Consider the following 14,329-nt stretch of genomic DNA (forward strand, 5'->3'; position numbering starts at 1 on the left):
ACATGCGAAACTTCCTTCAAAGTTTCGGGAAGAGGAAAGGATAGCCTATTTTTTAGTGATACACAAAAGTTCCTTTGTCACTTTGAATAGTAACCTGCTTTTGCGATGATGTCTCTACGCGGCCAATAATCTGCGCATCAATATTAAAGCTTTTTGAAAGCTCAATGATAGCCGAAGCAATAGCTTCCGGAACGTAAAGCTCCATTCTATGGCCCATATTAAATACCTTATACATTTCTTTCCAATCAGTGCCAGATTGCTCCTGGATCAGTGCAAATAAAGGAGGGACAGGAAACAAGTTGTCCTTGATTACATGTACATCATCATTAATGAAATGCAGCACCTTAGTCTGCGCACCACCACTGCAATGTACCAGTCCATGAATTTGAGATCTGAATTGCTCCAGTACTTGCTTAATAACCGGTGCATAAGTACGGGTAGGAGAGAGAACAAGCTTACCAGCGGTAACCTCAGTTTGTTCATCAATCTTAACAAGGTCTGTGAGGTTTTTTCCACCAGAAAAGACCAGGTCAAAAGGTACCGAAGGATCGTAAGTTTCAGGATAAGTCTCCGCAACAGATTTATTAAAAACATCATGTCTGGCCGAGGTTAAACCATTTGAACCCATACCTCCATTGTATTCTTTTTCGTAGGTTGCCTGTCCAGATGAAGATAAGCCTACAATAACATCACCAGCCTGTATGTTGTGGTTACTGATCACCTCATCACGTTTCATCCTGCAAGTTACCGTAGAATCTACAATAATGGTACGTACAAGGTCGCCTACGTCGGCAGTCTCACCGCCTGTGCTGTAGATAGAAATACCCTGTTCCCTAAGTTCAGCCAGAATTTCCTCTGTACCATTAATAACAGCAGCAATTACTTCTCCTGTAATTAAGTTTTTATTTCTTCCGATGGTAGATGAAAGCAGGATGTTTTCTGTAGCACCAACGCAAATCAAATCGTCCAGGTTCATGATGATGGCATCCTGTGCAATTCCTTTCCATACAGAAAGGTCACCGGTTTGCTTCCAGTAAGCATAGGCCAGTGAGGATTTAGTACCTGCACCATCCGCATGCATAATGTTGCAATAGGCATCATCGTTCCCTAAAATATCAGGTATAATTTTACAAAATGCTTGTGGAAAAATACCTTTATCTATGTTTTTGATGGCCTGGTGCACATCTTCTTTGGAGGCAGAAACGCCGCGCTGGTTGTACCTGTTATCACTCATGTTGCTGCAAAGATAAATAAACGGGTTAATGTTACAAGATTAATGTTTTCAACCCGGGTCTGAAAAAAAATAACCCCTCAGTTTTCAGCTGAAGGGTTATCGAAACAACGAAAAGTTGTTTTTATTTTATAAAAAGCAATTCTCTGAATTTAGGCAATGGCCAAACACTATCGTCTATGATTTGCTCTAATTTATCCGCATGGTAACGGATCGTATCAAAGTGCGATTTAACTTGCTCATCATAGCTGATTGCTTTATCACGGCTTTCAGCAATGTTGTTAGATACCTTACGTGCTGCAAGCATTGCATCAAGACTGGTTTTAACTACATTTAAGTGCTCTGAAATTTTGCTGATGATACCAACAGGGATATCAGTAGTTTCTTTGCCTAAGCCAATTTCTTTTAATCCTTTAACATTCTCAATCAATGAATTCTGGTAAGCAATAGTAGCAGGGATAATCATGGTATTGGTAATTTCTCCAATAACACGTGCCTCAATCTGTAATTTCAGGAAGTAGCTATCCAATAGAATTTCGTGACGGGCATGTAATTCACGTTTGCTGAAGATGTTTGTTTTGGTAAACAATTCAGTAGATTTTTCGCTTACATAAGCATCTAAAGCTACAGGCGTAGTTTTGATGTTAGATAAACCGCGTTTTTCTGCCTCGTCAGCCCATTCCTGGCTGTAACCATTACCTTCAAAACGGATGTCTTTAGATTCTTTGATGTATCTTTTGATCACTGTTAATAAAGCGATGTCTTTTTTCTCGCCTTTTTTAATCAGTTTATCAACATCTACTTTAAATTTAACCAACTGGTCTGCAACAATTGCGTTTAACACAGTCATTGGCGCAGAAGAGTTAGAAGAAGAACCTACGGCACGTAATTCAAATTTATTACCAGTAAAGGCGAAAGGAGAAGTACGGTTACGGTCAGTGTTATCTAATAGAATTTGTGGGATTTTAGGGATACCTAACCACAAAGCATTGTCTTCTTTGATTTTTTTGCTGATACGGCTATGCTCAATCTCGTCAAGCACTTCATTTAACTGCTGACCTAAGAAGATAGAGATGATTGCTGGTGGAGCTTCGTTAGCACCTAAACGGTGATCGTTGCTTACCGAAGCAATACTTGCACGTAATAAGTCAGCGTGCTCATGTACAGCTTTAATAGTGTTTACAAAAAACGCTAAGAACATCAAGTTGTTTTTAGGAGTTTTGCCTGGAGCAAGTAAGTTTTTACCAGTGTCTGTAATTAACGACCAGTTGTTGTGTTTACCTGAACCATTGATACCTGCATAAGGTTTTTCATGTAACAATACTTTGAAATTATGTCTGCGGGCAACTTTTTCCATTAAGTCCATCAACAACTGATTGTGGTCAATCGCTAAGTTGATTTCTTCGTAAATAGGGGCACATTCAAATTGCATAGGCGCAACCTCATTGTGACGGGTTTTCAAAGGAATCCCCAATTTAAGGGCTTCGTTTTCAAAATCCACCATGAATGCAAAAACACGCTCAGGGATAGATCCAAAATAATGATCTTCCAATTGCTGTCCTTTAGCTGCCATTTCACCAAACAAAGTACGGCCGGTTAAAACTAAATCCGGACGTGCATTATATAATGCCATATCAACCAGGAAATATTCCTGCTCAATACCTAAAGAAGCGTTAACTTTAGTGATGCTTTTATCAAAATACTGACATACATCAACTGCAGCTTTATCCATTGCGTTTAACGCTTTTAATAAAGGAGCTTTATAATCGAGGGCTTCGCCTGTATAAGAAACAAATACTGTAGGAATGCAAAGGGTTTTACCTGCTGCGCTTTCCATGATAAATGCAGGAGAAGAAGGATCCCATGCTGTATAACCGCGTGCTTCAAAAGTATTACGGATACCACCATTCGGGAAACTTGAAGCATCAGGCTCTTGTTGAACCAATGCACTACCTGCAAATTTTTCAATTGCACCATCACCACTAGGCTCAAAAAAAGCATCATGCTTTTCTGCCGTAGTACCGGTTAAAGGTTGAAACCAATGCGTGTAATGCGTAGCCCCTTTGGACATTGCCCATTGTTTCATGGCTGCCGCAATATGGTTGGCATCTTCGTGATTGATAAGTTCGCCCTGATCGATGGAAGAGATTAATTTTTCATAAACCTCTTTTGATAAGCCATCTTTCATTTTTTTCTTATCAAAAACATTAATACCAAAAAACTCAGAAATTCTCGCTGATGGCGCCTTAACTTCTGGTGAAACTCTGGATTGTGCCTCTTTTAGTGCAATTGTTCTTAAACTTTTCATTGATTCTTTTAAAATTTGATTCAAAAATAGTATAATATTTGAATTATTTGAATAAATGTATTAAAAAACATAAAAAGTGTATTGTTTTCTGGAATCAAATGCTTTTGATATCGTGCCAATACTTTGTTTTTGCTTTATCATGTTTTTGGTGTGCAGCAGGCAGATGCTTAATACAATAGGTATGATACTTAAGTTTTATCAATAGAGGTATGAATATTAAAGACTGCATTGCATTTTAATATATTGTATTTTTGGGTATGTTTAATAGAATTCATCACATCGCGATCATTTGTTCAGACTATGAACGCAGTAAAGATTTTTATACCCGGATTATGGGTTTTGAAGTTTTAAATGAAGTTTACAGGGCAGAACGTAAATCGTACAAGCTAGACCTGGCTGTGAATGGTTTATATCAAATAGAACTGTTTTCTTTTGAAAATCCACCAGCACGTCCTTCAAGGCCAGAATCTGCAGGTTTAAGACATCTGGCTTTTGAGGTAGAGGATGTAGAGAATGTTGCAAAAAGCCTTTCTTTAAAAGGAGTATTGGTTGAACCCATTCGTATAGATGAGTATACAGGTAAACGTTTTACTTTTTTTGCTGATCCTGATGGTTTGCCTTTGGAAATTTATGAGCTTTAAATGGGTAGTGTTTTTAAATTTAAACAATTCTCTGTAAATCAGGAAGGGTGTGCCATGAAGATCAATACCGATGGCGTTTTACTTGCTGCACTGGCCCATCACCAAAAACCTGTACATATATTAGATATAGGTACGGGAACGGGTGTAATTGCATTGATGCTGGCACAACGCTTTGCCGATGCACAAATTGACGCTGTAGAAATTGATGAACAGGCAGCTTTGACTGCGCAGCTAAATGTAGAAAATTCAGTTTTTTCCAGCCGCTGTAAGGTTTATCATACAGATGTTGCACAGTATACATCGGCAAAGCAGTACGATTTAATTGTTTCCAACCCTCCTTATTTTGTGAACGATCTTAAAAATCCGGAGAAAAGAAAAGAATTGGCCAGACATGCCGATGAGACATTCTTTGGGGCTTTGCTGGCTAAAGTAGCACAGTTGCTACATAAAGAAGGTAAGTTTTGGCTCATCTTACCGGTAAAGCAAGCTGAATGGATCATCACTCATGCTGTATTGTGGAAAATGTTTCCCTCACAGCTCATCCATTTACATTCTGATGCCTCAAAGTCAGAATTTCGCAGAATTATATGCCTGCAATATCAGCGTGCTGCAATTGTGCAGGAACATTTCTATATTTATGAATCAAAAGGAATGCATACAGCTGCTTATACAACGCTGCTAAAAGATTTCTTTATAGGACTTTAGTACCATTAAATAACAATTACAATGATTAAAATAGGCTTGATGTCAGATACACATGGTTTTTTAGATGATGCGGTTTTCAGGCATTTTGAATCTTGTGATGAAATATGGCATGCCGGAGATTTTGGTTCAGAGGTTGCTGAAAAACTCGCCGCTTTTAAACCGTTAAAAGGAGTGTATGGCAATATAGACGGACAGCAAATTCGCTCAGAATATCCCGAAAACCTGCGTTTCAACTGTGAAAAGGTAGATGTTTGGATGACACATATAGGTGGTTACCCCGGCAGATATGCCCCCGCTGTAAAACCGGTAATATACACTAACCCTCCAAAGCTTTTCATTACCGGGCATTCTCACATTTTAAAAGTAATGTTTGATAAAAAAATTAATTGTCTTCATATAAATCCCGGTGCTGCGGGAAATTCCGGCTGGCATAAAATAAAAACTTTAATCCGCTTCAGTATTTCGGACGAAAAAATACATACCTTAGAGGCCATTGAAATTGGTAATAGATAATGTAAATAGTACACTAAGTAAAAATAATGGCAGTTATAAAAACACTAGGGCAGTTCATCATTGAAAAGCAGGCAGATTTTCCTTACGCAAAAGGAGAGCTTTCAAGGTTACTGCGCGATATTGGGATCGCGGCAAAAATTGTAAACAGGGAGGTTAATAAAGCAGGCTTAGCAGAAATTCTTGGAGATGCAGGTACTGTAAATGTACAGGGAGAGGACCAGAAAAAACTGGATGTTTTTGCCAATATGCAGTTCATTTCGGCACTCACCAGTGGCGGAGAATGCTGTATCGTAGCTACTGAAGAAGAAGATGAGTTTGTGCCAATAGACTCACCGGTATCTAAAAATGCAAAATATATTGTTTGTATAGATCCCTTAGATGGTTCATCTAATATTGATGTCAATGCAGCTGTAGGGACCATATTTTCTATTCTGAGAAGAAAATCGGTAGAAGGAATGGCTACTTTAGAAGATGTGTTGCAAAAAGGTACGGAGCAGGTCGCAGCAGGATATGTAATTTATGGTTCATCTACCATGATGGTATATACTACCGGAAAAGGTGTAAATGGATTTACTTTAGACCCATCTATCGGTGAGTTTTGCTTATCGCATCCTGATTTAAAGGTTCCGGAAGAAGGATATATCTATTCTATCAATGAAGGAAATTATGTGCATTTCCCAGAAGGTGTAAAAAAATACCTCAAATATGCCCAGGCAGAAGATGCGGCTACAAATCGTCCTTATACCTCCAGGTATATTGGTTCTATGATTGGTGATGTACACAGAAACCTCATTAAAGGAGGGATTTATATGTACCCAACTACTTCCAGCTCTCCAAAAGGTAAACTGAGGCTGATGTACGAAGGAAATCCGATGGCTTTTATCATAGAACAGGCAGGTGGTACCGCTTCGGATGGTTTTAACCGCATTATGGATATTGTGCCTACAGAATTACACCAGCGTGTGCCGGTATTCATTGGCTCTAAAAAAATGGTGGATAAAATAGAAGAACTGATGAAGGAGTATTCGCCCGAAAATAACCTGAATGCACCAGCAGAAAAAACGCTGGAGCAGTTAAATATTGTTGGAGGAATTGATTAAAACAGCTAAAATATTTGAGTAAATTTTACTAATAGTAATAGTATCCCTGCTTGCAGGTTTTTAGAATGCCTGGAAGATGTTGAGGACTCAGCATCATCCAGGCATTTTTTTGTGCATAACTTGTTTAAAAATCAAATGTAATACTAAAAATATTAGTATTACATTTGTGCTGGAATTAAGCATTTGAGATCATGGAAGGCACATTGAGGGATAAACAGGATATCATTAGTCAGCTGCGAAAGGAAATACTGTCCTTGCAGGGCTTTAAACCAGCGGCAGCAGGCAAAATGGGTATCAAGGGCTTGGGCCTGGTAGAGGCTGTTTTTCCAAATGGTGTTTTTCCAAGGGGTGTATTGCATGAATTTTTAACCGAGGCACCAGAGCAGGCAGCAGCCTGCAGCGGGTTTATTGCTGGCTTACTGTCAACATTGATGCAGCACAATGGTGCCTGTATTTGGGTTAGCGCCAGCAGAATGATTTTTCCTCCCGCATTAAAAGCTTTTGGTCTGTCGCCAGACAGGATCATCTTTATAGATGTAAAAAAAGAAAAAGATGTGTTGTGGGCAATGGAAGAAGCTTTAAAGTGTGGCGGACTTGCGGCTGTAATTGCGGATGTAAGGGAAGTTAGCCTCATACAGTCCAGGAGGCTGCAACTTGCTGCAGAGCAAAGTAAGGTAACTGGTTTTATGCTGCGCAGCGATCCCCGCAAATACAGCACTACCTCTTGTGTTGCCCGCTGGAAAATCTCACCGGTAGCAAGTGAATTTGAAGATGGCATGCCAGGGATAGGTTACCCGAGGTGGCGGGTAGAACTGCTGAAACTGCGCAATGGAAATCCTGGAAACTGGGAAATAGAGTGGTCCCAAGGCTGCTTTAAGGTGTTTACAGCAAAAGCTGCAGAAAGTGATGTTCTGCAGCAGGGAAGAAGGGCGGTATAACATGCAAAAGCGTTTTGCCGTCATATGGTTTCGTTATTTAACAACCGACTGGCTTACCCTTCGCCGGCCGGAACTGCAAAATCAACCTTTCGTTTTTAGTGTTGCCGAGCGGGGAAAAAAAGTCATTTCAGGGGTTAATCCTGTTGCGGCAGCTCAGGGACTCCGGCCTGGCCTGCCTTTGGCAGATGCAGAGACTTTTGTGCCCCATTTACAAGTCTTTGAAGAAAAACCTGGTCGTGAGGCCAACTTGTTAAAGGCATTGGGTGAATGGTGCATTCGCTATGCACCTGTTGTAGCTTTAGATGCGCCTGATGGATTGTTTCTGGATATATCCGGCTGTACGCATTTATGGGGTGGAGAAGAAGCCTATCTTAAGGAAATTAATACAAAATTTAAAAGTAAAGGCTATCAGGTCCGCGTTGCAATTGCCGATACCATAGGTGCCGCATGGGCCATTGCACATTTTGGCACCTTAAACGCAATTATAGAAAGCGGCGAGCAAGCCAATGCTTTACTGCCTTTGGCGCCAGCAGCCTTGCGACTGGAAGCTGCTACTTTGCAGCGCCTGCACAAACTGGGTTTACATCAGGTACGTAGTTTTATAGGCATGCCAAAATCAGTATTGCGGCGCAGGTTTGGTGATGGGCTTATTTTAAGGCTTGCACAAGCATTAGGAAGGGAAACAGAGGTGCTTGTGCCACTGCAGGTTCCTTTGCCTTATCAGGAACGTCTGCCAAGTATGGAGCCCATCCGCACGGCAACCGGAATTGAAATTGCCATCAGAAGACTTTTAGAAGGGATTTGCTCTCGCTTAAAAGAAGAAGGGAAGGGGCTGCGGACAGCGGTTTTAACTTGTTACAGGGTAGACGGTAAAGTAATTGAAGTAAACATTGGTACCAATGCCCCCTCACACCATGCTGAACATCTTTTTAAATTGTTTCAGCTCAAAATATCCAGTATCCGACCTGCATTAGGCATAGAGCTTTTCCTGTTGGATGCTCCAAAAGTAGAAGCCCTTTCTGTTCCGCAGGAAGCACTCTGGTCTGATGAACCCGGTTTAAATAACCAGCAAGTTACAGAGCTGCTGGATCGGTTTACTGTAAAACTTGGGGCTGAAGTGGTTAGGCGTTACCTTCCTGATGAACATTACTGGCCTGAGCACTCTATCAAACCGGCAGGTTCTGTTTTAGAGCAACTGACTTCAAGCTGGCAGCGGCATAAATTGCGGCCTACGCAATTGCTGGCCAATCCGGAGCAGATTGAAGTTGCTGCCCCGGTGCCCGATTATCCGCCCATGCTGTTTCGCTATAAAGGTCAGGTCCACTATATTAAAAAGGCCGATGGGCCTGAGCGCATTGAAAGAGAATGGTGGCTGGATAGTGGTGCCCACAGGGATTATTACAGCGTAGAAGATGAAGAAGGCAAGCGTTACTGGTTATTTAGGCTGGGGCATTATACAGGCGATAAATCCCAGAACTGGTTTATTCACGGTTATTTTGCATAGAGAAAAATGGGTTATACAGAATTACAGGTTACTTCCAATTTCAGTTTTCTTCGTGGGGCATCTCATCCAGAAGAACTGGTGGCCCAGGCTATTGCTTTTGGCTATTCGGAAATTGCCATTACAGACCGTAATACCCTTGCAGGCGTAGTAAGGGCCTATGCTGCTGCTAAAAAATCAAGTTTAAGGCTTATTGTGGGCTGCAGACTAGATTTGCTTGATGGCCCAAGTTTGCTGGCTTACCCAACAGATACAGCTGCTTATAGCCGATTGTCTGGCTTACTCTCCATCGGTAACCTAAGGGCAGAGAAAGGCGATTGTCATTTGTATAAAGCAGATGTATTTGCGCATTCAACGGGTATCAAATTTATTGTCATCCCACCAGTTGTGCTGGATGAGAGTTTCAATTTTGAGCCTGATTTTAGGCAGCATTTACAAGATTATAAGGCCGCTTTTGGTGCCAATCTTTATATTGCTGTTACCCGGACTTATGATGGTGAGGACCATAAAAAGATATTCAGGCTGTCACAACTGTCGGCAGCGCTTGATATACCTATAGTGGCTACCAATGATGTGCATTACCATGAACCCGCAAGGCGGGAACTGCAGGATATTTTAACCTGTGTACGCGAAAAATGTACCATCCATACTGCTGGTTTTAAACTTCATGCCAATGCAGAGCGCCATTTAAAGTCAATAGAAGAGATGAACCGTCTTTTTGTGCAATATCCCGCTGCCCTGGAAAATGCAGGTAAAATAGCGGCAGCCTGCCAGTTTTCTTTAAGCAGCTTAAAATATGTTTACCCTAAAGAGCTTACCAGCGCAGGGCGTACTCCTCAGCAGGAACTCACTTTCCTGACCTGGCAAGGCGCAAAAGAAAGATTTGACCATAAGGTTCCGGTTAAAATTGCGGCTGCTATCCGGTATGAGCTTTCCTTTATGGAAGAGATGAATTATGCGGCTTACTTTTTAACGGTTTATGATATTGTCCGTTTTGCTAAAGAAAAGAACATCCTGTGCCAGGGCAGGGGCTCGGCAGCGAACTCTACGGTCTGCTACTGCCTGGGGATCACTTCAGTAGATCCTACCAAATTTGAACTGCTTTTTGAACGCTTCATTTCTTCTGCGCGTGATGAGCCACCAGATATTGATGTAGATTTTGAGCATGAACGCAGGGAAGAGGTGATGCAGTATATTTATACCAAATACGGTAGAGACCGGGCTGCCATAGTGGCTACGGTAACTCAATTGCACCACAAAGGGGCGGTAAGGGATGTAGGGAGAGCTATGGGCTTATCTGTTGATGCGGTTAACCAGCTATCTGCTGCTGCCTGGAAAGCTGAAGAAGATGGTTTTAAAGCGGCGCCTCATTTGCAAAAAGTATGGCAGTTAACTGAGCAGTTGGTTGGCTTTCCCAGGCAGCTGGGACAACATACTGGTGGTTTTGTGATTACCCAGGGTAAGCTTTCTGACCTGTGTCCAATCCTTAACGCAAGGATGGAAAACCGTACCAATATTGAATGGAATAAGGATGATATAGATACTTTAGGCTTTTTGAAAATTGATGTCCTGGCTTTAGGAATGCTCACGTGTATCCGCAAGGCATTTGATTTGGTAAAAAAGCATTATCACCTGGATTTAAACATGGCAGACATCAATAAAACGGAAGACCCAAAGGTTTATGACATGATCTGCGAAGCAGATACTTTAGGTGTATTTCAGATTGAAAGCCGTGCCCAGCAGTCTATGCTGCCAAGGTTAAAGCCACGAAAATTTTATGACCTGGTTATTGAAGTAGCTATTGTAAGGCCCGGACCCATACAGGGAGATATGGTACATCCGTACCTGAGAAGAAGAAATGAGGAAGAAGCAGTTACGTATCCTCCCAAACTGGAGGAGATCCTGAAACGGACACTTGGGGTGCCTTTGTTTCAGGAACAAGCCATGAAAATTGCCATCGTAGCAGCTGGCTTTTCGCCCGCAGAAGCAGATGAACTGCGGCGCAGCATGGCCACCTTTAAAGCCAAGGGCCTGGTTACTAAATTTAAGCAGAAGCTTATTGATGGTATGATTAATAATGGGTATGAGCTAGAATTTGCGGAACGGATTTTTAAACAGCTGGAAGGATTTGGAAGTTATGGTTTTCCGGAAAGCCATGCCGCCAGTTTTGCACTTTTGGTATATGTTTCCTGCTGGCTAAAATGTTATTATCCAGATGTATTTGCTGCGGCTTTGCTCAATAGCATGCCTATGGGCTTTTATCAGCCTGCACAGATCATTATTGATGCGCAGAAGCATCAGGTAGAGGTACGCGAAATTGACGTCAACTACTCTCAATGGGATAACCTGCTGGAGGAGCAATCAGGGACATTCTTTGCGCTTCGTTTAGGATTTAGACAAGCAAAAGGTTTAAATGAAAGTGATATGCAGGTACTGGTATCAGCAAGGCATGCACCTTATCAAAATATTACGGCATTGAGCGAAGCAGGTGTATCTCAGTCAGCCTTAGAAAGATTGGCTGATGCGGACGCTTTTCGTTCTATGGGGCTGGATAGGAGGCAGGCTTTATGGGAAATAGCTGCCTTGCAAGACCGTCCTACGGTACTGTTTGAGGGGCAGCCTTCGGAAAGTGTGTTAGAAACGCAGGTAGAACTGCCGTTGATGAAGACTTCGGAGCATGTGCTGCAGGATTATGCTGCCACGGCATTGTCCTTAAAAGCCCATCCGGTAAGTTTTATCCGGGAAAAGCTGCAACTGCTGCGGATTTTATCTACCAAAGAAATCAGTGAGGCTGAAAACGGTGCTAAGGTAAAAGTAGCTGGTTTGGTGCTGGTACGGCAAAGGCCGGGTACTGCCGCAGGAATTTGTTTCATCACTATTGAAGATGAAACAGGATTTTCAAACCTGGTGGTATTCAAAAAGTTGTTTGATCAGTACCGTAAAGAAATTCTGGGTGCAAAACTCTTGATGGTAGAGGGTAAGTTACAGCGGGAGGGGAAGGTAGTTCATGTTATTGTAGAGCGTTGTTTTGACATGAGCAAATTATTGAAGGGCCTTAGCAGCAGAGAAAATGAAGAATTACCTGTCCCTACGGCCAGGAATTTTAAATAAGGAGTTTAATTTCAAAATCGATGCAGCAAGATACCCCTATCAATTTAATCGAAATTACTTAGCCATCTTTTTTTCTTCATCAAAATCTACATACTTATCTATATGTCCAGATATTTTGATTTCACTCTTTGGTAAAAGTTGTTTATTCATCTTACCATATTTTTGCGCCGTAAATTTCATCTCTATTCCATTAAGTATAGCCTTTGAGTTAATAAAAGAAGATTTAGGAAAGCTGTAGTTACCCTCAGCACCAATTTTTACAATCGTTGACTCATATGCGTAGTTAGTTTCTAACTTATTGGACGTTTTTAGTAACATGCTTTTTGAAATTGAAAGCTCATTTATTTCTTTCAGCTTATGCCAACTTATCAATAGATCCTGATCAAAATTGCCCTTTTCGGGTAAAGAAATGGTATTCTCGTTACTTTCTTCTATTGGTTTTATGCTACCTAATACATGCGTTTTTTTATCGGTCAAAATAATTTCGAACTTATATTCATTATTAACAGGAACATCTTCTTTGAAATAAATGATCGATTTTGTGTAATACATAATTCGGGTTCCAACTGTGTCTAACACCATACCGTTTACCTTGATGATTATATTTTTATTATCAATCGTATAGTCGTCGTCATCATACAGCGAAACAGTTACGCTATTATCTTTCCTGTCAGACAAGTTTTGCTGAACATTAATTTTTGCACAAATGGCCGATAAATCCTCAACTTTTCCATCTGATAGTGGAGATTTACACGAACCTGCCATAATCATTAAAACAAGGAGAGCTGGAAAAATAAGTGATTTCATCAGCAAGTATTTACTTAAATTCTTTTTCAAGGATTGTGTTCATTTTTGCTTGAACAGTCAGCCATTTCCTACTATGTTCTGCATTTCTTACTTTAAAATCAGAACTGTCGGTTTTAATTGTTATTTCGGTGTCAGTTCCATCCACTGGCAGCAGGCTTTTACCGTTCGTTATCGTAGAAAAACCATTTATCTGATTTTCAGAAATTATATCTTCAAATTTGTATCGGCTATTAATTTTTTTGATGCTTTTATTGTTAGCAGTATCTACACTTGAACCCAGTTCATAATATAGCGTGTCGGGGGTAATAACAAGCGATTGGAAATATCCACGTTCACCGCCAAAAGTTGAAATTGAAATTGATTTTATTTTCTCTGACTTATGAAGTTGATTTGCACCGGAACAAGAAAAAAGCAAAATACTTATGCCTAAAAATTTAGCGGTCTTGATGAAGATTAAATGTGGCTTTTTCATAAGTTATAGTCCTATGGTAGGTTCGCCCGCGTAGCTATCAGTTACCATGAATACTTTATTTGTACTCAATTCTTTTATCTGTGTTAATTGACTGCCTTTTTTGCTGAGCTGTAGTTTTATCTCCTCTTTGCCATCATCACTTACAATCTTAATGATATTACCTGCAATGGTTACATTTTTATAATCCTTGTATCGTATAACTAAGGTTTGAGCCATTTCAATTTCGTCTGCGTTTGGCTTTTTATATTCAAAACTATCCTTCGGATAAACCGTACTTATCCTCACATTTCTACCTCGGCCATTAAAAGTGTAGCTTTTTTCGAAAACATCTGTTGGCGTTAAAGTTGTTAGTGTGGCAGGCTGGATTTTCCATTTAAAAGTGATATTTTCTGGAAAAGGGTTTTTAGGATCTGTAGCGGGATCCTGATCATCTATTCTCCTTACAGGGGGTGGTGGTGGCGGGATATTTTTCTTTACCGGTTTCTTTTGTGCATAAGCAGCAAAAGAAATTAAAGTCGCGATTATTAAAAATCTGTATTTCATTTTATTCAGGCTTTAGTTGCTCTTAGCCCAAAAACGTTTAACTTATATAAATTGTTTGTTTCATCTGGAGCCCTTATTGCTTAATATAGTGTCAGCGTATCTTTTTTAAGAAAATAAAAATTAAATCCGATGGTCTGATTTTGGGATTTTCTTCTCATCAGATTTCTTTGGATTGTATGACCAGGTTCAGTCACGGTTCAATTGTGGTTCTACCGTGGGTAATAAATACAAGCACTAACATAGAGGTATTGTAGGACTTGGCTAGGTGTCGGCTACCTCTGGGGACCTCGATCAGGCTTAAACAAATGTATTCCTGGCCGAATCGCAAGAGGTGTGTATAAAGAGGGTGATTTGGCCTTACTTGATGAGTGGTTCAGCCAGGCTTGGCTTGTGTTTCTTACATGCGTCCGGCATGCGTATATACCAACTTAAGGGTTGGTTTGAATCAATTTCGAGGTT

12 protein-coding genes are annotated in these 14,329 nt (G+C 40.7%); 7 read left to right on the top strand and 5 right to left on the bottom strand.

Annotated features, from left to right (window positions below; genetic code table 11):
- Positions 1-52: 52 nt before the first annotated feature.
- Positions 53-1,234, bottom strand: coding sequence for an AIR synthase related protein (locus LPB86_RS11545; RefSeq protein ID WP_230643920.1), 1,182 nt, complete (start codon positions 1,232-1,234; stop codon positions 53-55).
- 121 nt (positions 1,235-1,355) lie between these two features.
- On the bottom strand, positions 1,356-3,539 hold the full coding sequence (locus LPB86_RS11550; protein ID WP_230643921.1) for a glutamine synthetase III: 2,184 nt from the start codon (positions 3,537-3,539) through the stop codon (positions 1,356-1,358).
- Positions 3,540-3,796: 257 nt separating this feature from the next.
- Here LPB86_RS11550 and LPB86_RS11555 point away from each other — a divergent pair, with 257 nt between their 5' ends.
- The 7 genes from LPB86_RS11555 to LPB86_RS11585 all read left to right on the top strand — a co-directional run bounded on the left by LPB86_RS11555 (position 3,797) and on the right by LPB86_RS11585 (position 12,048).
- Positions 3,797-4,180 (top strand): VOC family protein, encoded by a 384-nt coding sequence (locus LPB86_RS11555; protein WP_230643923.1) that lies wholly within the window; start codon positions 3,797-3,799, stop codon positions 4,178-4,180.
- 54 nt (positions 4,181-4,234) lie between these two features.
- The gene (locus tag LPB86_RS11560) at positions 4,235-4,885 is read left to right on the top strand and encodes a tRNA1(Val) (adenine(37)-N6)-methyltransferase (RefSeq protein ID WP_230643925.1); all 651 of its coding nucleotides are present in this window, start codon (positions 4,235-4,237) and stop codon (positions 4,883-4,885) included.
- Positions 4,886-4,906: 21 nt separating this feature from the next.
- Complete coding sequence (locus LPB86_RS11565) at positions 4,907-5,398, top strand: metallophosphoesterase (protein WP_230643927.1); 492 nt, start codon at positions 4,907-4,909, stop codon at positions 5,396-5,398.
- A gap of 26 nt (positions 5,399-5,424) precedes the next feature.
- Positions 5,425-6,498, top strand: coding sequence for a class 1 fructose-bisphosphatase (gene fbp, locus LPB86_RS11570; protein ID WP_230643929.1), 1,074 nt, complete (start codon positions 5,425-5,427; stop codon positions 6,496-6,498).
- Between the two features lie 191 nt (positions 6,499-6,689).
- Positions 6,690-7,436 carry an ImuA family protein gene (locus LPB86_RS11575; protein WP_230643931.1) on the top strand — a complete coding sequence of 249 codons (747 nt, stop codon included), beginning with the start codon at positions 6,690-6,692 and terminating at the stop codon, positions 7,434-7,436.
- Position 7,437: 1 nt separating this feature from the next.
- The gene (locus LPB86_RS11580; RefSeq protein WP_230643933.1) at positions 7,438-8,940 is read left to right on the top strand and encodes a DNA polymerase Y family protein; all 1,503 of its coding nucleotides are present in this window, start codon (positions 7,438-7,440) and stop codon (positions 8,938-8,940) included.
- A gap of 6 nt (positions 8,941-8,946) precedes the next feature.
- Positions 8,947-12,048 carry an error-prone DNA polymerase gene (locus tag LPB86_RS11585; RefSeq protein ID WP_230643935.1) on the top strand — a complete coding sequence of 1,034 codons (3,102 nt, stop codon included), beginning with the start codon at positions 8,947-8,949 and terminating at the stop codon, positions 12,046-12,048.
- Between the two features lie 54 nt (positions 12,049-12,102).
- Here LPB86_RS11585 and LPB86_RS11590 read toward each other — a convergent pair whose 3' ends face one another.
- Genes LPB86_RS11590 through LPB86_RS11600 form a run of 3 tightly spaced genes read right to left on the bottom strand, consistent with a single transcriptional unit; the run spans position 12,103 to position 13,870 of the window.
- A complete protein-coding gene (locus LPB86_RS11590) occupies positions 12,103-12,855 on the bottom strand; it encodes a hypothetical protein (RefSeq protein WP_230643937.1) in 753 nt (250 codons plus the stop codon).
- A 10-nt stretch (positions 12,856-12,865) separates the two neighbouring features.
- Positions 12,866-13,327 (bottom strand): hypothetical protein, encoded by a 462-nt coding sequence (locus LPB86_RS11595; protein ID WP_230643939.1) that lies wholly within the window; start codon positions 13,325-13,327, stop codon positions 12,866-12,868.
- Between the two features lie 3 nt (positions 13,328-13,330).
- On the bottom strand, positions 13,331-13,870 hold the full coding sequence (locus LPB86_RS11600; RefSeq protein ID WP_230643941.1) for a hypothetical protein: 540 nt from the start codon (positions 13,868-13,870) through the stop codon (positions 13,331-13,333).
- Between the last annotated feature and the right edge of the window lie 459 nt (positions 13,871-14,329).

Origin of the sequence: Pedobacter sp. MC2016-14 (assembly GCF_020991475.1) — a bacterium.
Classification (GTDB): Bacteria; Bacteroidota; Bacteroidia; order Sphingobacteriales; family Sphingobacteriaceae; genus Pedobacter.